Source organism: Thiomicrorhabdus sp. 6S3-12, from assembly GCF_017571475.1.
In the GTDB taxonomy this organism is placed as follows: domain Bacteria; phylum Pseudomonadota; class Gammaproteobacteria; order Thiomicrospirales; family Thiomicrospiraceae; genus Thiomicrorhabdus.
Map to the genome: position 1 here is coordinate 212,083 of NZ_JAGETW010000002.1, position 22,981 is coordinate 235,063.

Annotated in this window: 18 protein-coding genes; 2 read left to right on the forward strand and 16 right to left on the reverse strand. The window is 51.0% G+C overall.

Annotated elements, in window-relative coordinates; translation table 11 throughout:
• Nucleotides 1-12 precede the first annotated feature (12 nt).
• Complete coding sequence (locus J3999_RS03975) at nucleotides 13-996, reverse strand: zinc ABC transporter substrate-binding protein (RefSeq protein ID WP_208126668.1); 984 nt, start codon at nucleotides 994-996, stop codon at nucleotides 13-15.
• 235 nt (nucleotides 997-1,231) lie between these two features.
• Between J3999_RS03975 and znuC the strand changes: the two genes are divergently transcribed.
• Complete coding sequence (gene znuC / locus J3999_RS03980) at nucleotides 1,232-2,086, forward strand: zinc ABC transporter ATP-binding protein ZnuC (protein WP_208126669.1); 855 nt, start codon at nucleotides 1,232-1,234, stop codon at nucleotides 2,084-2,086.
• 21 nt (nucleotides 2,087-2,107) lie between these two features.
• A complete protein-coding gene (locus tag J3999_RS03985; protein ID WP_208126670.1) occupies nucleotides 2,108-2,896 on the forward strand; it encodes an iron chelate uptake ABC transporter family permease subunit in 789 nt (262 codons plus the stop codon).
• A 9-nt stretch (nucleotides 2,897-2,905) separates the two neighbouring features.
• Here J3999_RS03985 and J3999_RS03990 read toward each other — a convergent pair whose 3' ends face one another.
• The 15 genes from J3999_RS03990 to ftsZ form a co-directional block, all read right to left on the reverse strand.
• The gene (locus J3999_RS03990; RefSeq protein WP_371811852.1) at nucleotides 2,906-5,386 is read right to left on the reverse strand and encodes a methyl-accepting chemotaxis protein; all 2,481 of its coding nucleotides are present in this window, start codon (nucleotides 5,384-5,386) and stop codon (nucleotides 2,906-2,908) included.
• 276 nt (nucleotides 5,387-5,662) lie between these two features.
• Entirely contained in the window at nucleotides 5,663-6,178 is a 516-nt protein-coding gene (folA, locus tag J3999_RS03995; RefSeq protein ID WP_208126671.1) for a type 3 dihydrofolate reductase, read from the reverse strand.
• Nucleotides 6,175-7,008 (reverse strand): thymidylate synthase, encoded by an 834-nt coding sequence (locus J3999_RS04000; RefSeq protein WP_173284318.1) that lies wholly within the window; start codon nucleotides 7,006-7,008, stop codon nucleotides 6,175-6,177. Before J3999_RS04000 ends, folA begins: the two co-directional genes overlap by 4 nt.
• A 58-nt stretch (nucleotides 7,009-7,066) precedes the next feature.
• Nucleotides 7,067-7,858, reverse strand: a complete 792-nt coding sequence (lgt, locus tag J3999_RS04005) for a prolipoprotein diacylglyceryl transferase (RefSeq protein ID WP_208126672.1) — start codon at nucleotides 7,856-7,858, stop codon at nucleotides 7,067-7,069.
• An 86-nt stretch (nucleotides 7,859-7,944) separates the two neighbouring features.
• Complete coding sequence (locus J3999_RS04010) at nucleotides 7,945-9,993, reverse strand: methyl-accepting chemotaxis protein (RefSeq protein WP_208126673.1); 2,049 nt, start codon at nucleotides 9,991-9,993, stop codon at nucleotides 7,945-7,947.
• A gap of 202 nt (nucleotides 9,994-10,195) precedes the next feature.
• The gene (locus J3999_RS04015) at nucleotides 10,196-10,975 is read right to left on the reverse strand and encodes an SDR family NAD(P)-dependent oxidoreductase (protein WP_208126674.1); all 780 of its coding nucleotides are present in this window, start codon (nucleotides 10,973-10,975) and stop codon (nucleotides 10,196-10,198) included.
• A gap of 16 nt (nucleotides 10,976-10,991) precedes the next feature.
• Complete coding sequence (gene murG, locus J3999_RS04020) at nucleotides 10,992-12,083, reverse strand: undecaprenyldiphospho-muramoylpentapeptide beta-N-acetylglucosaminyltransferase (RefSeq protein WP_208126675.1); 1,092 nt, start codon at nucleotides 12,081-12,083, stop codon at nucleotides 10,992-10,994.
• Between the two features lie 102 nt (nucleotides 12,084-12,185).
• Entirely contained in the window at nucleotides 12,186-13,436 is a 1,251-nt protein-coding gene (gene ftsW, locus J3999_RS04025) for a putative lipid II flippase FtsW (RefSeq protein WP_208126676.1), read from the reverse strand.
• A gap of 31 nt (nucleotides 13,437-13,467) precedes the next feature.
• A complete protein-coding gene (gene murD / locus J3999_RS04030) occupies nucleotides 13,468-14,844 on the reverse strand; it encodes a UDP-N-acetylmuramoyl-L-alanine--D-glutamate ligase (protein ID WP_208126677.1) in 1,377 nt (458 codons plus the stop codon).
• 14 nt (nucleotides 14,845-14,858) lie between these two features.
• The gene (mraY, locus tag J3999_RS04035) at nucleotides 14,859-15,941 is read right to left on the reverse strand and encodes a phospho-N-acetylmuramoyl-pentapeptide-transferase (protein ID WP_208126678.1); all 1,083 of its coding nucleotides are present in this window, start codon (nucleotides 15,939-15,941) and stop codon (nucleotides 14,859-14,861) included.
• Nucleotides 15,942-16,008: 67 nt separating this feature from the next.
• Entirely contained in the window at nucleotides 16,009-17,511 is a 1,503-nt protein-coding gene (gene murF / locus J3999_RS04040; protein ID WP_208126679.1) for a UDP-N-acetylmuramoyl-tripeptide--D-alanyl-D-alanine ligase, read from the reverse strand.
• Between the two features lie 9 nt (nucleotides 17,512-17,520).
• Nucleotides 17,521-19,173, reverse strand: a complete 1,653-nt coding sequence (locus J3999_RS04045) for a UDP-N-acetylmuramoyl-L-alanyl-D-glutamate--2,6-diaminopimelate ligase (protein ID WP_208126680.1) — start codon at nucleotides 19,171-19,173, stop codon at nucleotides 17,521-17,523.
• Entirely contained in the window at nucleotides 19,173-21,179 is a 2,007-nt protein-coding gene (locus J3999_RS04050; protein ID WP_371811853.1) for a peptidoglycan D,D-transpeptidase FtsI family protein, read from the reverse strand. Before J3999_RS04050 ends, J3999_RS04045 begins: the two co-directional genes overlap by 1 nt.
• Complete coding sequence (gene ftsL / locus J3999_RS04055) at nucleotides 21,172-21,441, reverse strand: cell division protein FtsL (RefSeq protein WP_243755294.1); 270 nt, start codon at nucleotides 21,439-21,441, stop codon at nucleotides 21,172-21,174. The genes J3999_RS04050 and ftsL overlap by 8 nt, the downstream gene beginning before the upstream one ends.
• A gap of 126 nt (nucleotides 21,442-21,567) precedes the next feature.
• On the reverse strand, nucleotides 21,568-22,962 hold the full coding sequence (gene ftsZ / locus J3999_RS04060) for a cell division protein FtsZ (protein ID WP_208126683.1): 1,395 nt from the start codon (nucleotides 22,960-22,962) through the stop codon (nucleotides 21,568-21,570).
• Between the last annotated feature and the right edge of the window lie 19 nt (nucleotides 22,963-22,981).

A 22,981-nucleotide genomic window follows, 5' to 3' on the forward strand; every position in this document is an offset into this window, starting at 1 on the left:
TCCCTTGTATGCTCAATCCGCCAGACACTGCATGAACGAGTCGGTCAGATAGGCACTGAAACGGTCATACAGCAGATAGTTTTTCTGCGAACCTTTTTCGGCCAGAAGATAACTGGTTCCCATCGGATCCAGAGAACCGATTTTAGTGTCGGTCCCTTCTGTCAGACGCTGCATCTGCTTCGAAGGAAACTGCGGTTCCTGGAAAACACATTTGACCTGATTCTTCTGAATCTTTTCCCGTAACTCCGAAAGCCGCTTCAAACTTGGCGGAATCTCCGGATTCAGGCGTACCGAACCGACACCCTTGAGCTGATAATGATTTTCGAAATACTGGAAAGCGTCATGCAACACAAAAAACGCATTATTCTGTACGGTTTGCAGACGCTGACGATTGATGCGATCCTGCTGATCCAGTTTGGCCAGCCAATCCGCTTCGCGCTGGCGATAAACGGCCGCTTTCTGCGGTTGCTGCTTTTGCAGCCAGTCGGATACGGCTCGGACGCTCAAACGGGCATTGTTCATCGACATCCAGATGTGTCCGTCGTAACTCAGCTCATCATGGCCGTGATGTTCATGCGGATCGTGATCATCATGATCATCGTGGTCGTCATCCATCACCGCTTTGCCCGGTTTTCTTTCCCAGAGTCCGCCCTTACGGACAGGTAGTTTTTCGATAGCGGCCAAATCCGCCAGACGGATTTTGTTGGCTTCAACTCTCTGTGCATACTTGTTTACCCAGGCATCAACCGGACTGCCGACGGTGATCAGCAAATCGCTCTGCGACAGAATACGCAGGTGCGACGGTTTAAGCTGAAAACCGTGCGGACTGACGCCAGGCTTAAGCAAAACCTCAATCTTGTCGTCCTCATCCAACAGAGGGGCAATCATTCCGGCCAAAGGCGGGATGGTTACGGTCACCTGTAAAGCCTGAGCGGGAACAACGACAAGTGAAACCGTGAGAAGCAGAAGCAGTTGAAAAAATCGGGCAAATCTCATTTTTGTAAATTCCTTAAAAGCAGCGTGCATAATCAAGCACGGCATCACGTCCTATACGGACACACTTTGATTTTTTTAACGGTGATCGAGCAAAATTAGGCAAAAAGCACCTTAAAGACTTCTCTCATGCCACATAATGTCTTACTCTTTCACAAACCAGAGTACAGAGCGGTTTATGATAATACCGGTTCGACTCATTAATCTTCCAGTTTAGCAAAAGGTAGCAAAACCCCAAATGCATAAGGCAAATTCTTTACGCGAGCCGGCTGAACCCGAAAAGTCTCCCTCACAGAATACGCAACTCATCGAAGCCATTAATCTGTGTCACAGCTTCGGTGATCAGGACGTCCTGCAAGACATCTCACTGACGCTGCATCGCGGTGAAATCATCACCCTGATCGGTCCGAACGGCGCCGGTAAGTCGACACTTCTGAAAATCCTGCTTGGCTTGCTGAAACCGTCTTCCGGAGAAGTCTGGCGCCGCCCGAATCTCCGCATCGGCTTTATGCCCCAGAAGATCCAGATCGATCCAACCCTGCCCATGACGGTGGAAAGATTTTTGGCACTCGGAAAACAGGCAAATTTAAAACCGGATGCGGATGATACCACAATCTCCAGCCAACAGATTCTCGAAGACCTGAACCTGCAGGCTTTATTAAACAAACCGATCCAGAAAATATCCGGCGGCGAAATGCAGCGGGTTCTGCTGGCCAGAGCACTCTGTACCCGACCGCAGCTATTGGTTCTCGACGAACCCGTGCAAGGGGTTGATATTCAGGGGCAATCGGAAATATACCAATACATCAATCAAATCCGCAATGAATACCAGTACGGCATTTTAATGGTCAGCCACGATCTGCACATCGTAATGAAGCATACCGATCAGGTCTTGTGCCTGAACCGGCACATCTGCTGTTCCGGACATCCACAGGAAGTCAGTCAATCCGAAGACTTCATCACGCTGTTCGGCGAGCACGACCCAGCTATCGCGGTGTATGAACACCACCATAACCCGCATGTTTGCGGGCATTCTCACGGAGACGGTCATATACACCTGCACCATCCGGATCAAGAAAGCGATAGCAAATAAACTAAAGGAAGCAGATACCCTATGTTCGAGTTTTCACCTTTTCTGGCAACGGCATTGATCGGCGGCATTGGACTGGCACTGATTTCCGCTCCGCTCGGCGTTTTTGTCGTCTGGCAGAGACAGTCGTATTTCGGCGCAACTCTGGCACACTCGGCCCTTCTCGGCGTCAGCCTGGCGCTACTCATGCAAACCAATCTGAGCGGCACGATCATTGTCGTCTCGCTGCTGATCGCCTGGGGAATTTTCACCCTGAACCATACGCAGCAGCTTTCGTCCGACACTTTACTGGGCATCCTCGCGCACAGTTCTCTGGCGCTGGGCCTGATTTTGATCAGCCTGCAGGACTCGGTGCAGATTGACCTTATGGGCTATCTGTTCGGGGATATCCTGAGCCTGAACCAAAACGACCTGATACTGATCGCGGTAACCGGCGTGCTGATCGCGCTGTTTTACTGGAAGCACTGGCGGGATATGCTCAACATCACGCTTAATAGCGAACTGGCGCAGGTCGAGGGGACTGAGGTAAAAAAGGTGCAGTTACAGTTTATTCTGCTACTGGCATTTATGATTGCGCTGTCAATGAAAATGGTCGGCGTCCTGCTGGTCACCTCTCTGCTGATCATCCCGGCGGCAGCGGCACGGCGCTTATCCCACACCCCTGAGCAGATGCTCGGTTGGAGTCTGATATTGGGCGTGCTATCGGTATTGACAGGAATTGCCGGATCCTATTGGTATGATCTGCCAACCGGCCCGGCAATCGTAATGATGGCAACCCTGATTTTCGGGCTGCTGCTGTTTAAGAAACAGTAATCTTAATCTTTAATCTGCTTGATCCATTAACTGATAAAGCAGGTTAACCACTTTCTCGCTCTGGCGGTCCACGTCGGCGAGCCCTTGATCGACGGTTTCATAATCTTCGATCGATTTGGCATCCATTACACGCTTGATCGCCTGATGCATCTGCATATGCTCTTCTCCGAGGTCTTTCATCAAAGGCAGATGCATTAGCGCCTGCCCTTCACCGTAATACCACTTTCCGAGAACACAGGCCGTATGGTCGGTCGCCGCGTCGTAACTCACGCCGATATTCTCCCCGTCGACAAAGGCGCGGATTTTCGCTTTCCAGGCCAGATGCGCTTCGACCATTTTTTCGAATTGTTCACCATTGCGGGAATCGGCGATTTTCAGCATTCGCGCCTGTACCTGAGAGTCGACCTTAAACATCAATACCTGCTGCTGCAGAGAATGCGCATTATCAAGCACTTTCTGACTTTCCTCGGCAGCCTGTTCGATCAACGAAGCGTTACGCTGCGTACTCTGATCCATGCTTGATACCGACTGGTTAACCTGTTCGATACCTTGCGTCTGCTCGGAACTGGCCGTTGAAATATCCTCGATCATCTCGGCCATTTCGCCGATGGAATGATTAATCACCTGCAGCGCATCACTGGTTTGCGCGACATAATTACTACTCTGCTCGGAAATCGCCACCGAATTCTCAATCAGCTTTTTAATCTCTCCGGCTGCTTCTGCCGATTTTGCAGCCAGATTGCGAACTTCTCCGGCAACCACCGCAAAACCGCGTCCGTGCTCACCGGCGCGCGCCGCTTCGACAGCCGCGTTCAAGGCTAACAGGTTAGTCTGGAAGGCGATGCTGTCGATCATCGTGATAATGTCACTGATTTTCTGATTCGCTTCCGCCATCGTTTCGGTTGACTTGAGCGCTTGCTGCATCGATTGCAGACCGTTAGTCAGCTTATCGCGCGCCTGAATCGTGACCTGATTGGCCTGCTGGGCACTGTCGGCATTCTGACGCACGCTCTGCGTCATCTGTTCCATGGAACTCGAAGCGCTGACCAGTGCTTGCGCTTGATCGCGCACCCGGTCGGAAATATCCGCATTCCCAGCCGCCATATTGCTGACGCCCTGAACAACCGATTCGGTCACGGCACCGACCTTGGCTACCATACTGGCGGTATTACGCACAGAGCTGTTCAGTGAATCCTTGAGCAACGCCATCTTGCCCTGATATACACCTTCCACCAACTGCGTCAGATCGCCTTCGCTGATTTTTGCCTGAACCTGCGAGACTTCATTAACAAAGTTTTCCAGATCGTTCAGAGTGCGGTTAAGGCTGCTCTGCAAGGGAACAAAGTCTCCCACCACTTCTTTGGTATTGCGCACCGAGAAGTTCCCGCGCGCCAGATCCCCTAGCGTGTCCGAAATCGAATCGACCGTCTGGCGGATCAACTGCGCCGAAGCATCCAGATCGGTAACCACATCCAAAAAAGCGCCCGAAAGATTGACCGAGCGATGGTCGGCAGTTTCCAAAACGCCTTCGCGAAAATTGTGCGCGGTAGTCTGCAGCAGCCGAACCACCGCCGACATCTGTTCGACACCGCGGTTGACCTGCTCTTTCATTGAAGCAAAGTCGCCGCGCAGATCACCTTCCACTCGACCGGAACAATCTCCGGCCGCCATATCGACCAGTACCTTATTGACGCTGTCCGTTGATTGCTGAACCGTTTCCAGCAGCTTGTTCAAAGCATGCCCGGTCTCGGCCAGTTCGTCTTTGCCCTTGATCTCTACACGCTGTTTAAGATCACCGTTTTCGGCAACGGACAACAGCGTATTGCGCATACCGTTAATCGGAATCAGAAGGCTTCGCGCCACAATCCCCCCGACTACGGCAAACATCAGCATACTGATAATCAACCCTGTCCACAGGTAGAGACTGCTGTCACTCTGTTGCTGTTTCAACTCGGCAACGGCCATCGCATTCTGCTGGTTTTCGTACTCGAGAAACTCGCTGACGATCGAAGCAAAATCTTTATACTTGGGGCGGAATTCGTTATGCAGAATATCGATAGCCTCTTCACGGAAGCCTTCACTGATCGCGGTATTGAAACTGGCGTAGACCAGATTGGCTCCGGAGACATTCGTCCGCAAACGCTGATAGATGTCTTCTTCCTTGGGCTGCAGATTAGAGGCATTCAAAGCCTCGAAAATATCAAAAATTTCTTTGGCGGTGCGTTCCAAGCCTTTTTTAAAGCCGTCCATTTTTTGCTCGTAACCCTCGTCATCTTCTTCGATCAGCACCATATCCAAAAGAATCAGTTCACGCTCATCGGCGCTGTGCTTCAAACTATTGATTAGAGCGACTTTTTTGTCGTTTTCGTTGACGATGCGATCAATCGCCTGATTGGTTTGCGCTATAAGAAACTGCGTAGCGAGATTACTGATAAATAACAATGACAAAGCGGCAATAATCGCCCCCGCCATTTTCAATTTAATGGACACTAAACACTCCTCAGCTTGGATATTATTATTTTTTATAGTTTCCCCATTCTAACAGTGGTTTTCTGGATAATTAACACCCATCAGCACTAATCATCTATATCGCCGCATAAGTAAAAATCGGGGAAAAATCAGGAGATAAATCTGGGAAAAAACCGGGGCTAAAGAAAGCGTTATGAAAAGCGGCGGGGGAAATAAAAAAGGCGGCATTTCATCGACTTTCGCCGTTTGCCGCCTCGATTAAAAATGACTCAATCCATCTTCGAATTTTATAAAAGGTTAAGTGTCCGCCTTTTCAAGAATGACGTAATCGAACGCGTACTCATGCCGTTCGTCGGCCGGATGGTGTTCGCGATAAACCTCAAACCACTGCCCCGCTTGCGTCCAATCCGGAAAGTGGGTGTCACCATCAAGTTCGGCGTCAATCAACGTCAGATAGAGACGGTCTACCTTTGGCAGCATCTGGGCATACAGTTGCCCGCCGCCCATAATCACCACCTCATCGGGATGATCAAGTTTAATGTCTTCCAGAGCCGCCTCAACGGAAGCATAAACCGGAGCCGCATAATCCAAGTCGGTCTGACGGCTGATCACCAGATTGGCACGTTTGGGTAAAGGGCGGCATCCCAAAGACTCGAACGTCTTGCGCCCCATAATCACCGGCTTGCCCAGAGTATTTTTCTTAAACCACTGTAAGTCGTCTGGCAGATGCCATGGCATATCATTATCCCGTCCGATCACGCGGTTTTTACTCATGGCGACAATCATCGAGAGTTTCATTTGCTCTTCGTTCATACCGAAACCTCGGCTTTGATATGCGGATGCGACTGATAGTCGACAATTTCGAAATCTTCAAAGCGGTAATCGAAAATCGACTCCGGCTTACGACCGATCTTTAATTTCGGCAACGGCAAAGGCTCTCTCTGCAACTGAATTTTTGCCTGTTCGATAGTGTTGTTATACAGATGCACATCACCGCCGGTCCAGATAAAATCGCCGACTTCATAGCCCGTCTGCTGAGCAATCATATGCACCAGCAACGAATAGGAAGCGATGTTGAACGGCACGCCCAAAAAGGTGTCGGCACTGCGCTGATACAGCTGGCAGGAAAGACGGTTGTTTGCCACATAGAACTGGAAGAAAGCGTGACAGGTGGCCAGCGCCATACGGCCCTGCTTAACGTTTTCCTGAGGGCTGATCGACTCATCCGGCAAATCGGCAGGATTCCAGGCGCTGACGATCATGCGCCGGCTGTTCGGGTTGTTTTTCAGCGTTTCGATCACTTCAGCAATCTGGTTGATAGTTTCGCCGTTCGGCTTCTCCCAGGCGACCCACTGCTTACCGTAAAGCGGGCCGAGATCCCCCTCTTCGGTCGCCCATTCGTCCCAGATCCGCACCCCGTTATCTTTCAGGTATTTGATATTGGTATCGCCGGACAGGAACCACAGCAACTCGTGAATAATCGAGCGCAGATGCAGTTTCTTGGTGGTTAGGAGCGGAAAACCCTCTTGCAGATCAAAACGCATCTGATAGCCGAAAACCGAACGGGTTCCGGTACCGGTACGGTCCCCTTTGTCGGTTCCGTTGTCCAATATATGCTGCAGTAAATCAAGATAGGCTCTCATAACACTTCCCTAAATCCGAAAATCATGGCAAGCATTATAAGGGAATTGACATAAGATTTTATGTCTTAGCGCGATTATGGCTATACCACATCAATCCAAGACCGATAAGGATCATTGGCGTGGAGAGAATCTGCCCCATCGTGACCCAGCCCCACAACAGATACCCCAACTGGACATCCGGCATACGCCAGAATTCAACGATGAAACGGAACACCCCGTATCCGAGAAGGAACAAGCCGGTGACGCTTCCGGTAGGACGCGGTTTACGTGCATACCAAAGCAGAATAATAAGCAACACCCCCCCTTCCAGCAATGCTTCCAGAAGCTGAGTCGGATATTTCACTACGGTCATCTGCAACTGCGGGTCGTAAACGGCCATACCGAGCGAAGACTCGGTGGTTTTGCCCCACAGCTCACCATTAATGAAGTTGCCGATTCTTCCGGTCAACAGCCCGATCGGCACCAGCGGTGCGACAAAATCACCGACTGCAAAAATCGACTGCTGGGTTTTGCGGGCAAACAGGATCAGGGCAATCGACACCCCAATAAGACCGCCGTGGAATGACATGCCGCCATTCCAGGTTTGCACAATGTCGAGCGGATTCGCCAGATAATGGGAAAGATCATAAAACAGAACATAACCGAGACGCCCGCCGAGGATCACCCCTAAAGCGACGTAAAACAACAGGTCGCCGACCATTTCACCGTTCCACGGCGGACGGCTCTTGGCGCGATAAACACCAAGCGCCCAGCCGCCGGCAAAAGCCAGCAGGTACATCAGACCGTACCAGTGAATTTGCAGAGGGCCGAGCGACAGTGCGACCGGGTCAATTTCAGGATATGCCCACATAGATCATCTCAGTTTTAAAAATTCAGTGGAATCATACCAAAACACGTTTGACGAATCGTGAACTTTATTTGACCTCGGCTCCACGGTTAAAACTTGAACTGTCCCACGATCACTTCAAGACGCTGCGAGAGCTGTTGCAGATCCTGTCCCGATTGTCGTGTCATATTGGCACCTTGCAGAGCTCGCTCGGTTACTTGATGAATTTCATGAATATTGTTATTGATCTGCTGCGCCAGTTGCGTCTGGGAATGCGCTGCATTCAGCATCTGATCGGACATTTGACTGATATCCTGCATCAGAAGCGTTACCGGTTGCAGCGTGTTTTTCGACTCGGTAACCGTCTGCATACTGTTTTTCACGGCATCCTGCCCCTGCCCGACGACAATCACCGTGGATTCAGTCGCCTTAAGAATCTTGTCGACAATCTCTTCGATCTGGCTGGTCGAATCCTGAGTTCGTTTGGCCAGCGAGCGTACCTGATCCGCAACCACGGCAAAGCCGCGCCCGTGTTCCCCGGCACGCGCGGCCTCAATTGCTGCGTTCAATGCCAGAAGATTGGTCTGCTCGGCGATTTCCTGGATAACATTCACCACCGAACCGATTGACTGACCGTCTTTGCGCAACTGAGTCACCGAATCGATCATCTGTTGCATGGTCGAACTCAGACTCTCCATTTCCTGTACGCTCTCGACAACGGTCTCGCCGCCTTCCAATACTCGTTGAGTCGCCTGCTGGGTGGCTCGGGTAGTGTTGCTCGAATGATCCTCAACGCTTTGCGCCTGCTGAGTCATCTCCAACATGGATTGATTCAAACCGGAAGTCGCCTTAGCCTGCTGCTCGACCCCCTCTTTCATGGAAACGGTAATCTGCTGCAGGTGCTCGGACGAGTTTTCCAGCTGACTGACAGTGGTGCTGATTTCACCAAGCAACACTTGAATTCGACTGATAAACTGATTGAAATGTTTCGCCAGAGCCCCGATCTCGTCACTGCTCTGAATCGGTAGTCTCTGGGTCAGATCCCCCGAACCGCGAGCAATTTCACCCATCGCATTCGAGATCTGCTCGACCGGTTCAACAACCGCCTTAGTCACGCGTCTGGAGATCAGCATCCCGATAAGCTGCCCAGTAATCGAAAACAGCAACAGGAAAAAGATATTCCACAGGCTTCCAATTGCGACATCCTGTCCGGAATCCCGGGTCTGCTGCTGCGCCAAAAACTGAATCCGTTCGAAACTGGCATACAAGTTACTGTAAATAGGCTGAATCTGCTGTTCCATCAGAACCAGATCCTGACGCCATTGATCACCCTGATGAATCATTTTGAGGGTCATATAGTTATTGCGGTAATCTTCATACGCCTGTTCGATTTGCTCCAGAGCAATCTCTTCTTCAAGCGTCAATTGCGCGCCCGGAATAAGATCCTGCTTTTGCGAATAAGCCTTAAGAGTTTCCAACTGGGATTGAAATCGGTTCAGATACTGTTCGGTCTGCTGCGCCATTTCATCACTTCGAAATGCCAAATAACCGCGCAGATTGCTGACCACATTAAGCCAGGCGGCTTCCATCTCCAGAACAATCTGCAAGCTCTGCTGTCGCTGCGCACTGATCGCTTCCATTTCCGAATAGCGCATCAATAACAGGGATTGCAGAATCTGACGACTCAATGGCAGGACGTTTTCCTGAGCATAGGTAAAAGCCGGATATTTCTGATTCGGTGAACTCTGCAACTGCTGAATACGCAGAACCAGAGGTGGCAATTTGTCCAGTTCCTGCTTAATGATTTCCGCCTGCTCCATGAATTCCGGTGAATAGGCGTTGCCTTCAAGCTGCTCGGTCAACTTGGACAGTTTTTTCTCGGCATGGTCGCTCTGATCAAGATACTGCTGGAGCTCCTGCAAATTCCCGCTGAGGATATAAGCATTCAACAGCGTCATATTATGCTCAAGCTGAATTGCAAGCTCCTGCGAGGCGCTCTCAAGTGGCTGGATTTTGGTCACCAGCTCATTGACATTGGAACGAACCATTGACAGATTTATGACGGCCTGGATGGTAATAATTGCCAGTGCCGCCCAAATCACACCAAAACCGAATTTCATTTTCTGTTTAAGACTTAATTTCTTAAGTAACTTATCCATTTTTGCCGCTCTTAACTTTTAAAATCATCATTAACATGACTGAATGCAAAATATAGACCAATTTTAAAAAACTTACTAAACCCGGACTTACATAAAAAGCTACTTATGCCTTAAACCCTCTATTCATAAGGGGTTCGCGCAAAATAAAAAAACGCCGCTGTATAGCGGCGTCTGAAAATAATATTAAAACCAATTACTTTATTTAGCGCTGGGGATAATTGCCTCTGGCAATCAGACCGCCGTCCAAAGTCAGAACCGAGCCGCTCATCCAGGAAGTCAAATCGGATAAAAGATACGCCGTCGCCTCTCCCATTTCTTGCGTGGTTCCATAGCGGCCAACCGGCATTGCACCCGTCCATTTTTGCTTCATCTCTTCCTGAGAGAGGATTCGATCGGTTCTCTCCACCGGCACTACCCCCGGTGCCAAAACATTGACGTTGATACCGTACTGCCCCCACTCGACCGCCTGAACTTTAGACACAGCGTCCAATGCAGCCTTGGAAGCCGCATAGGCGGAAAACCATTCACAGGTCTGCTGGCCGTGGATACTGGAGTTATTAACGATTCGACCCGGCTGTTTCGCCGCGATGCACTTCTGTGCAAAACAGCAACTCAACTGATAAGGAGCCTGCAGATTAACCGCCAAGGTCTGATTGAACTGCTCGCCTTTGGGGTCTTTAAGTGCTGTCACCTTGGAAACAATCCCGGCATTATTCACCAGCGCATCCAACCCGTCGAACTGAGCCCAAGCCTGTTCGAAAAAAGCTTCCAGCGTATCGAGACGGGTGAAATCGCAGCGCAACACGCCGGCCTCGGCGCCGAGCGCTTCAACATCCGCCAGCGTTTTCTCGATTCCGGATTGATTATGACAGTAGTGCAAAACCAGCTTGCAGCCATACCCGGCCAACACTCTGGCCATTCCGGCACCGATTCCGCTCGAAGCACCGGTAATCAAAACGCGTTTACCCGCTAACCCTTTCATAACGCCTCCGTATACTCTATTTCAATCGTTGCAACAACTCGGCGGTAATCTTCTCGCGCGCCTGCCGTGCGGCCTCGTTGCGAATTCTTGCCGAAGCGGCGGCACGTTTATCGCCTTGCGCACACCATGGCTGCAAAGCGGCCAGCAGAGTGTCGGCGGTCAACGCGCTCTGAGGAATGATCTGACCACCGCCAAGATTTACTAACGCCTGAGCATTCGCCGTTTGATGATCATCCACGGCATGCGGATAAGGCACCATAATCGCCGGACGTGCGACGGCCATCAATTCGCTGACGGTCAGTGCACCGGAACGACAGACCAGCATGGTCGCATTGCGGTAGGCCTGTTGCATATCGTCGATAAAAGGCACTATCTGCACATTGACCCCGGCGTCCTGATACGCCTTTTGCGCTTCGGCGAGTGTTTTCTCACCGGTCTGATGCAAGACTTCAGGGCGCTGTGATTCCGGCAGTTTGGCCAGAGCCAGAGGCACCGTCAGATTCAATGCCTGAGCGCCGCGACTGCCGCCTAATACCAGTAACCGGCATGGTTCACCCTCCTTCAGCGTTTCAATCTGCTCCAGACCTTCGCGCACCGGATTTCCGAAGAGTTTACAATTCGCCTTGGCGGAAAACTGCTTCGGACTGTCTGCTGCCACCGGAAACGCCAGCATGACCAGGTCTGCAATCTTGGCCAGCAAACGATTGGTCAACCCGGGAATCGCATTCTGCTCATGCAGAACCAAGGGAATCTTCAAACTTTTTGCCGCCAGTCCTCCAGGGCCGCAGACGAAACCACCCATCCCCAGAACCAGATCCGGCTTTTGCTGTTGCATGATTTTTTTCGCCTGACGGTACGCTTTCCAGACATTCAACGGCGCTTTAATCCATCCGAGAAGCCCGTTACCGCGCAGCCCGCGGATCTGAATCTGGGAAAACGGAATTCCGGCATTGTCGACCCAGTTTTTCTCCATGCCGCCGGCCGTTCCCAACCAGTGAACCTGCACCTCATGCTTCTGCAATTCATGTGCAATGGCAATACCGGGAAAGACATGCCCGCCGGTTCCGCCGGCCATTACCATGATTTTTTTTCTCTTTTCTGAACTCATTGTTCGCTTCTTGAATACTCTTTGAAATGGCTCAATTTAAACAGATCGTACACAAAAAAGCCAAGCGCCTGAACGCTTGGCTTATAGGGTGAGCAAACGGCATTAAGCAGTTCTCGTTTTCGGCTCTCTGCGTACTTTGCGCGTTTTCTTGGCTGCTTTTTCGGCTTTCTTTTCTTCAGCCTCTGCCGCAAATTCCTGATCGGTTTTCAGGTCGTAGTCATCACTGTTTTTCGGATCCGGATAGAAACGCGAGACATGCTCAACTTTCAACACCAGCGCAAACGCGATCAAAAACAGAATCATACTACTGCCGCCGTAACTGAACAGCGGCAGCGTCAAGCCTTTGGTCGGAATCACTCCGAGGTTGGCGCCCATATTGATCCCGACCTGCAGAACAAACCAGAAACTGACCCCATAGACATACAGTGCGCCAAAATTGTAATTCGCCTGTTTGGCCTGATAGGCGATGCGGAACAGACGATAGATCACTGCCAGATAAAGCACCACCAGCCCGAGAACACCGAGAAAACCAAATTCCTCGGCAAAGATCGAGAAGATAAAGTCGGTATGCGCATCCGGCAGATAAAGCATTTTCTGCACGCTGTTGCCCAGTCCGACGCCGGTCCAGCCTCCGGAGCCTTGCGCCAGTATCGCCTGGATCAGCTGATAACCGGTGCCGTACGGATCCTGCCAGGGATCGAAAAAAGAGGTCAATCGCGCGATTCGATAAGGTTCAAGCAGCAGCAATGCCGCCAGAATACCGATCATCGGAATAATGGTGTAGACGAAGAAACGATAAGGTGCGCCCGATATCAGCAGCATGCCGACAATAATCATGGTGATAACCATGACGCTCCCGAAATCCGGTTCCAGAATCAGTAACAGCGCCATAAACCCGAAAGGCAGCGCCAGTCGCAGCACCGCGGTAAAACTTTCGGAAACTTCGCTCTTGTGCAAAGTCAGATACGCGGCCATAAAGACAATGACCGAAAACTTCATCAACTCCGAAGGTTGGAAATTAAACACTCCCAGCGGCAGCCAGCGTTTGGAACCGTTGATCTCCATTCCTACAATCAGTACCGCCACCAGCAACAACAGACTGAGCAGAAGCAGTCCGCCCCGCCGGTGAATCCAGGTCGAGAGCGGAATCTGATAGACGACATAGGCCGCCACCAACCCCAGTCCCAAGGCGATGGTTTGGCGAATGACAAAGAAAAATTCATTCGCATAACGTTCTTCAGCGTAGGCGATCGATGCGGAAAACAGCATAACCAAGCCGATAAAGACCACCGTTCCCAGCAGTCCGACCAATGTCAGGTCGATCTTAGGCTGATTGCTTTGTGCTCTCTGCATGGCCATACGCCTCCATATCAAACTAATCGGATTATAGGTTCTGAGCGTTCTCGACAGCTGTCGAATGAGGAACACTGCTCATGGCAAACTGTTCTTTGACAATACGCTTGAAGACTTCCCCCCTTTCGACATAATTCGAAAACTGGTCAAAGCTGGCGCAGGCCGGTGAAAACAGTACGCAGTCGCCGCTTTCGACCAGTCCGGCGGCAAGCGAGACCGCATCCGCAAGCGTTTCAACCTGCTTGATCTGATCAAAACCGTTCTGTAAAAGCGCCTGTTCGATAATGCCGCGATCGCGTCCGAAGAGAATCACCGCCGAACAGTAGGCTTGAACCGCTTCGGTCAGAGGCGAAAAATCGGCATCCTTACTGACGCCTCCGGCCAGCAGAATAATCCGCCCGTCGATTTCGGCGCCAAACGTCTCAAGCGCGGTCAGGGTTGCGCCGACATTGGTTCCTTTGGAATCGTTGATCCATTGAACGCCGTTAACTTCAGCAACCAGCTGTGTGCGGTGCGGCAGACCGGCAAAATTCGTCAGCACCTGCGAAAAAACCTGTTTAGAAATCTGAAAAGGTTCGCACAACGCCATCATCGCCAGAGCGTTAAGCTGATGATGCTTACCTTTCAGCAGCATTTCAGCGGTATTGATTAAAGGCTCCTCCCCCTTGGCAAGGAATCTTTGGTTATCCATCTCAATAATTCCGTAATCGCGACTGCTCTGCGGGACACCCGGTCCAAAACGCACGATTCGGTCTTTCATCGAAGTCAGATCTTTGAGATCCGTTGGTAAAACCGCCAGCTCAGTATCGGAAAAGATTTTGTATTTGGCATGAACATAGGCAGCAAGATCATCATAGCGATCCATATGATCTTCGCTGATATTCAGAACCGTCGCGGAAATACAGTGCAGGGAATAGGTTGTTTCCAGCTGAAAACTCGACAGCTCCAGAACATAAATTTCATATTCGACATCGTCAAGCAGCGCATCCAGCGCCGGCAGCCCGATATTACCCGCCACGGAGACCTCGAAACCGGCTGTCCGCAACACTTCGCCGATCAGGGTGGTCACCGTACTTTTACCGTTCGATCCGGTAATGGCAATCACCGGCACGCCGACAGCCCGTGCAAAAAGTTCGATATCACCAATTACTTCCACACCATTGGCAACCAGCTCCTGCACCCAGGGCTCACGCACGGCAATCCCCGGACTCAATACCAGCGTTTTGATCTGTGCACGCCATTTTACAGGCAGCTCTCCGGTCGCGAACGGCACCTCGGGAAACTGTTCCTGAAGCGCCGAACAATCGAAATCAACGCGCGTATCGAAGGCACAGCAAGCTTCTTTCTGCACCTGCAAAAAGCGTAATACCGACTGACCTGTAACCCCTAAACCGGCGACTAAAATCATCTAATGCTATTCCTTTATCGAATTTTCAGCGAGGCCAAACCGACCAGTACCAGAATAATCGTGACAATCCAGAAACGGACAATGACAGTCGACTCGTGCCACCCTTTCTGCTCAAAATGATGGTGCAGCGGCGCCATCAGGAAAATTCTTTTTCCACGCAACTTATAGGAACCGACCTGTAAAATCACCGACAGGGTTTCAGCGACAAACACACCGCCCATAATAACCAGCACCAGTTCCTGCTTGACTGCGATCGCCATGACGCCCAGCGCCGCACCGATTGACAGTGAGCCGACGTCCCCCATAAAAACCTGAGCCGGGTGTGCGTTATACCAGAGAAAACCTAGTCCAGCACCAACCAGAGCGGCGGCAAAAATGGTAATTTCACTGACGCCGGGAATGTAAGGGATATTCAGATAATTGGAAAATACCGAGTTGCCGGAAAGATACGCGAAAACACCTAAAGCGCCCGAAATCATCACCGTCGGCATAATCGCCAAACCATCAAGACCATCAGTCAGGTTAACCGCATTCGAGGTTCCAACAATCACGAAATAACTGAGCAGAATGCTCCAGGCGCCCAAATGGATTACCGTATCTTTCATATACGGGATCAGCAGATCAGTTTCGGCCGGCACCGTTGCCATCGCAAACAACGCATAAGCGGCGATAAAGCCGATCAACGATTGCAGCAGATATTTTTGCTTGGCACTCATTCCTTTCGGATCGCGGTACACGACTTTCTTATAGTCATCGATAAAGCCGATCACACCGAATGCCAGCATGGTCAAAGTCACAATCAGCAGGTAATGGTTAGTCAGGTCACCCCACAGAATCACGGAAACCGCAACCGAAAACAGAATCATGGTTCCGCCCATGGTCGGCGTCCCTTTTTTGACCAGATGGGTCTGAGGGCCGTCACTGCGAATCGCCTGACCGACCTTGAGGCGTGTCAACCAGCGAATCATTCCCGGGCCGATAATGAATGACAACAGCAACGCGGTGAGCACACTCATAATGGTGCGCATCGTGATGTAGCTGAATACGGCAAAACCGGAAATATACTGTTGCAGATATTCGGTTAGATAAACTAGCATTCGAAAACTCTTTTAATATATTGATATCTTTCGCCTTCCCGCTTATCCCTCGGGAAGGCCTGTACTCTTAACCCCAGCTTTGCTGTACGGCGCAGGCGATCGTTTCCATCCGGGAACTGCGCGATCCCTTAACAAGAATGTTGATTTGCGGACACACTTCGTCCTCGACAAACCATTTATTCACGAGTTCGTTGAGGCTTCTGCTCAGGCTGTCATGTTCAAGAAAAGCGGCGCTGAAGATCTGCGGAATGCGCGGCGAGGCATGTATATTAGCCGCAAAAATCCGAGGCATATCCTGTGCCGCTTCACCATAAACCAACAGAGCGTCAAGACCGATATGGGCCGCATATTCGGCCACTTCCTGATGCGCTTGAACACTATAGTCGCCCAGTTCCCCCATCGCCCCGATACAGGCGATATGACAGCCTGGAAGCGTCATCAAAGCGCTTAATCCGGCCTTGATTGATTCCGGGTTGGCATTATAACTGTCATCCAGTAAATAACCGCAACGAATTTGTGTTTTTTGCAAACGCCCCGGCACGCCGCCGTACGCCTCAATCGCGGCTTTAACCGCATCCCATGCCACGCCCGCCCACAGAGCCAGCAGAGTGCAGGCAGCAGCATTAGCTGCGTGGTGTTCGCCAAGAACCGGCATACGAACGCTATCCGAAAAACGACTGCCATCGGCAAGCTCGGCGGTTAGCACAAATTCGATTCCATGATTATGTGTGGCGACTTCGCCGAAAGTGACATTCGGCAGTGTGACCGTTTCCTGAGAAGCTCTGGCAAACAGGCCGACCTTGCCGATTCCGAGTGCGGAACATTTTTTCAGCCAGTCCTCAAGCCCGGCCGAGTCATGGTTGAAAATCGCAACACCTTCACGCGGATCCAATCCTTCGACAATCTCGCCTTTGGTGTCGATAACCCCTTGTAAACTGCCGAATCCTTCAAGATGCGCACCGGCAGCATTGGTAATCAACGTCATATCCGGTTTGGCAATTTCGGTCAGATAACGAATCTCGCCCGGATGGTTAGCACCCATTTCGATAATCGCATATTCATCCTCCGGGCGGAGCTGCAGCAGTGTCCGCGGCACCCCGAAGTCATTATTGAGATTCCCCTGCGTCGCCAGCGTTTTGCCTGCTTTAGAGAAGATTTCCGCCAACAGGGTTTTATTGCTGGTTTTACCGTTGCTCCCGGTAATCGCAATCAGTTTTTTCAAAGGCATCTGCTGGCGGTGCCAGCGAGCAAAAGCGGCCAGAGCCAGACGCGTGTCCGCAACCAAAATGACTGCCGGCTGCTGGTCCTCTTGAAGCTCATCGGCCAGCGTCTGCCAAGCCTCTTCCTGCGAGATCAGAATCACCGCTGCCTGAGCGTCCACCACCTGCTGCAAAAAATGATGCGCGTCAAAGCGCTGGCCGCAGATAGCGATAAACAGACTCTTCTGCGTCACCTCACGCGAATCGGTAACCACTTCGCAAAAACGTCTAGTTCCGGCTTGCGGGTTCAGCCTTTTTCCTTCAACCGCACTCTGTAACTGTGCGTCAGTCCAAAAAAAATCCTGTTGCAAAATTTACCCTTACACCTTATTGGTCAATGATTCGTCGGCAAACCACTTTCTGACCACGCTTGCATCATGAAACGGATAGCGTTTGCCGGCTATTTCCTGATAGTCCTCATGCCCTTTTCCGGCGATGACGACCAGATTGTTTTCCCGCTGTTCACCACTAGCCTGCTGTAAAGCCACCTCTATAGCCTGTTGTCGATCGACGATCACTTCGACGTCCTGTGGCGACTGCATACCCTTCAGCACCTGCTCGATAATCTTTTCCGGTTCCTCGTTACGAGGGTTATCCGAAGTCACGATTACCTTATCCGCAAAGCGTTCGGCAACCGCGCCCATTAACGGACGTTTTTTTTGGTCGCGGTCTCCGCCGCAACCGAATACCACCCAAACCCGTCCTTCATGAACGCTTTTATCAATATAAAACGGATCTTTCTGTGCATCACTTGCCTCCTGTTGATGCTGTCGAACCGACTCAAGCAGTTTTTCCAAGGCATCATGAGTATGAGCAAAATCGACCACAACGGTAGGACGCTGGTGAACAATCTGCATCCGTCCCTCCACCGATTCGACGGTTCTGGCCGCTTCAACCACTTCATCCGGCTCAAAACCGTTGGCCATTACGCAACTGAGTGCACAAAGCAGGTTTTCGGCATTGAAAGCGCCGAGCAAAGGCACATGAATCGGCAGCTTGCGTTGTGCATGCAACAAGATAAATGTCATTCCTTGCGGTGTGAGCTGCAAATCAATGCCAAGATTGACACACAGGTTGAGCCACTCTTTCGGCTGCACCTCGTCCTCCAGCTCAGCGTGTTTCAGCTGGTAGCCCCAGAAAACGCAATCGTGCTGTCTAATGCAGTACGGATGACTGCGGTTCACCAGAGATTGGCCGACCGCATCGTTCAGGTTCAATATTTTGTGCTCGGCCGGAAAATCATGAAACAGCTTTACTTTAGCCGCCTCGTAGGCTTCCTGAGAACCGTGAAAATCGAGATGATCGCTGCTGACCTGAGTCAGTGCCAAGGTCGCGAACCGCACCTTATCAATCCGCCCGAGTTCAATCGCATGCGAGCTGACTTCCATCACCACATAATGCACACCCTGGGCAACAAACTGCGCCAGAAGTCGATGCACTTGAAGCACATCGGGAGTGGTATTCCGCCCTTTATGCAGCTGACCGAAAACCCCGTATCCCAAAGTGCCGATCACACCGACTTTGACATCCAGGCTTTGTAGCATCTGTGCGCAATAAAATGCTGTCGAGGTTTTACCATTGGTACCGGTAACGCCGATCACCCTAAGCTTGGAACTCGGAGAGTCATAAAACCAGTCCGCCAATCCGGCCAGTTCGTCTTTTAAAGCGGCGCAGTAGATAAAGTCTACCTGCAACTGCGCGCACAGCTGGCGCTCGGATTCCGACGGCAGACGGTCTGCCAGAACAACGGCAGCCCCTTTTTCGACCACCTGAGGCAGATAATCAAGCCCGTGACTGCGCTGTCCCTGTACGGCGACAAAAACCGTCCCCCTTTCAACCTGACGGGAATCGTTGGTAAGGGAACGCAACTCAAGTGTCTGTCCCGCTTTCGAAACATCCTCGTGAGAATGAATAAACTGCTCCAGCGACATCTTGCGCTGGAGATAAACGCTCAATTCGCCGAGGGACTTCACTACATCCCCCCCCGGGCAATCTGTCCGGCAAAACGCGGATCGGAAGCCGGCAATGGCAGATTCGGCAATTCCTGCCAGTCCGGTTTCACCTTACGCAAACGCAAAGCATTCTGCATGACTTCCTTGAAAACCGGGGCTGCTACCAAACCGCCGTAATACTTGCCGCGCGAAGGTTCGTTGACCGCGACAACCATTACCATATCCGGATCGGAAGCCGGAACCATACCGGCAAAAAGTGAAAGATAGGTATTGTCTTCATAGCCCCCTTCACGGGAAACCTTGTGCGACGTTCCGGTTTTACCGGCAACCTGATACCCCGGAATCATGGCCAGAGGCGCTGTGCCGCCGGGCGCAACCACCTTATTCATCATATCCAGAACTTTCTGGCTCGCCTGCGGACTGAATATAGGCGTTGAAGCAGGAACCTCGTTTTCGCCCATTTTAAACAGCTGCGCTTCCAACATTCGTCCCTGATTGGCGAAAACCGTATAGGCTCGCGCCAGGGTCAGCAGGTTCACACTCAAACCGTAACCGTACGATGTTGTCGCCTGATCGATCTCGCTCCATAGAGAAACATCTTTCAGGCGCCCCGCTGTCTCGCCCGGCAGATAGGTATGCGTTCCCTCTTTGAATCCGAGCTGTTTGAACAGATCGTACTGTACTTCCGCCGGCATACGAAAAGCGATCTTGGCCGTTCCGACGTTACTGGATTTCTGAATAATTTCTTCCGGCGTCAGTACACCGTGGCGTGAGGTATCTTTAATCAACTTGCCCTGAACGCGCATAAAACCTCGACCGGTATCGATCTCGGATTGCAGATCAACCACCCCTTCGTCGAGCGCTTTGGCAATCACGAACGGTTTCATGGTTGATCCCGGTTCCAGCACGTCGGCGACAACACGATTTCGAATACCCGGGCCTCTGCGCTGCGCCGTGTCATTTACGTTAAAACTCGGCAGACTGGCCATTGCCAGAACCTCACCGGTTTTGGCATCTAAGACCACCGCACTGGCGCTCTTCGGCTGATGCTTATACATCACCTGTTTCAGCGCTTTATAGGTCAAATACTGAATATTCTGATCAATACTCAACACTAGAGGATTGCCGTCCTGCTCCTGCTTTTTTGTTTTCAGCAGATTAATGACATTACCTTTAACGTCCTTAACGACAATTTTTTTGCCGCTGCGGCCGCTCAGGTGTTTGTTGTAAGCCAACTCAATGCCTTCGATCCCCTTACCGTCGACATTCGTGTAACCGAGCAGATTGGCCATGCTTTCGCCGTTCGGGTAATAGCGTTTATATTCGGTACTGACATACACATGCGGCAGGCGAAGCGCTTCAATCTTGTCTCTGAAATCCGGCGTCAGACTGCGTTTAACATACATGTGGCGGCGTTTCTGATTGGCATAGGCGCGCTTGCGCAGCTCAGTGGCCGAAATTCCCAAAACCTTTGCCAGACGGTCAAAGGTATAGATAATGCGATCCAGTTCTTTCTCGTTGATCCACAGAGAGTGATACTCTTTTTTTACCGAAACTTGTCGCTGCAGACCTTGATACTCGGATACGTAGCTGTGCTCGGTCTTTTTGATATGAACGCCGGGCAAGGAAAGCTGTTCGATTTTCTCTTTAAGCTCAGGGGTTTTGATATAGCGGATAAAGCTTAGATTACGATCACGGTTCTCGCGCGCCCGTTGCAGAAGCTGATTGTTCTTCAGCCCGATAAGCTGTAAAAACTCGTGATAATTGGCTTCATTTTTAACGATCTGCTTCGGATCCAGTTCCACCGCGACCATCGGCGTGCTCATTGCCAGCAGGTTGCCGTTTCGGTCGTAAATCTGACCGCGGACACCGGGAACGTTATAGCTGCGGATATGCCGGTCGTCAGCCTTCTCCTGATATTCGTCCGCTTTGACGATTTGGGTAATGAAAGCTTTGGCGACCAGAGCCGACATCATCATCACGATAAGAAAAAAGATCACAATTTCCCGGTTTAGAAATCTATTCACTATCCATTTCCTTATCGACAATATAGACCGTCTGCTTCTGCTTCTGGCTACTGACCATCTTGAGTTCTTCTTTAGCGATGCGTTCGACATTGGCCGGTGAAGTCAGATGCATTTTTTCCAGCATCAACTCCCCCCACTCGTGCCGCGCCGCCACAAGTTGGTCGACATTTTTGTAATACTCTTTTTGAATGCCTCTGATCTGATGCGACAAATAGATATTGCCGAACAGCAAAGCAAACAAAAACAGGACTAAAAAAATCAATAAAAAAAGCCCACCAGACTTTGAATAACTCAAGTTTGCGGGCTTCGACGATTGAGACATCAATCCTCCTAAAGACCCGACCAAGCAGACAGAGGAACTTGGCCGGGCGGGATTTACAGCAGTTTTTTAATCTTTCTGGCGGCGTAGGAAAGCCGGAATATCCAACAGATCACGTTTACCGTATTTATCGTTTACCAGACTGGCCATCGTTGTTTGTGCGGCCGCCTGAGTTTCGACATCCTGCATCGTCATGGCACCGCTCTGAGGTTGAGCAACACCTGCCTGAGCATTAAAATTCTCGGCTGACATCTGGACCGGCTGGGCAGCTGGCGCAGCTTCCTGAACTGGTTGCTGAACCGCCTGCGGAGCCTGTTGCGCGGAATAGTTCATTTCAGATGAACTCTGGTGCATAGTGTAATTCGGCTGCTGATGAGACGGTTGAGCAGGTGCTGTCTGTTCCTGAGTCGCTTGAGTAGAATACTGCACAGACTGCTGCATCTGATTTACCGCACTATTAAGCCCCATATTGCGAACCTGCTGTGGTTGCGGAGCAGTATCTTCGCGACGCGACAGACCTGTCGCAACGACAGTAACACGAATTTCGTCATTCATGCTCTCGTCCAGAGAGTTACCGATAATGACTTTGGCATCCGGAGCCGCAACCTGATCGATTACGTCACCGACCGCATTGAATTCGCTGATTGTCAGATTCGGACCACTCGTTACATTAATCAGAATTCCTTTGGCGCCAGAGACTTCGATATCGTCAAGCAGAGGGTGAGCAATCGCTTTTTTGGTTGCCTTGATCGCACGATCGTCACCGGTCGCATAACCGACACCCATCAACGCCATTCCGCGCTCGGACATAACGGTACGCAAATCTTCAAAGTCAACGTTAATCAGACCAGGACGAGTAACCAGCTCGGTAATCCCCTGCACGGCACTCAACAGGATTTCGTTGGCATAGTTGAAAGCGTTGCTTAGCGTAAAGTCATCGCCAACGATTTCCTGCAACTTATCGTTAGGAATCGTAATCAGAGAATCGACATGCTGAGTCAGTTCATCAATACCCGCCTGAGCTGCCGCACCGCGACGCTCGTATGAAAACGGCTTACTGACAACACCGACGACCAGAATACCCATTTCACGCGCAAGCTGTGCCACAACCGGAGCGGAACCGGTACCGGTACCACCACCCATACCGGCAGCCAAGAACAACATATCCGCACCTTCGATTTCGCCTTTAATCGCTTCCATCGAATCTCTGGTTGCCATGCGACCCTTTTCCGGATCAGCACCGGCACCTAAACCTTTCTCACCCAGCTGGATACGGTTCTGAACACGGGAATGCGCCAAAGCCTGCGCATCGGTATTGGCGACAATAAAGTCGACACCTTCGATGGTATTTTCCATCATAAAGTTAACGGCATTACCGCCACCGCCGCCAAGGCCGATGACCTTGATTACCGGCATGCCGGCTTCGCGAATATCGCTTGCTGCATCATCTGAAATGAATTTCATGTCTCTATCCTCTGTCTTT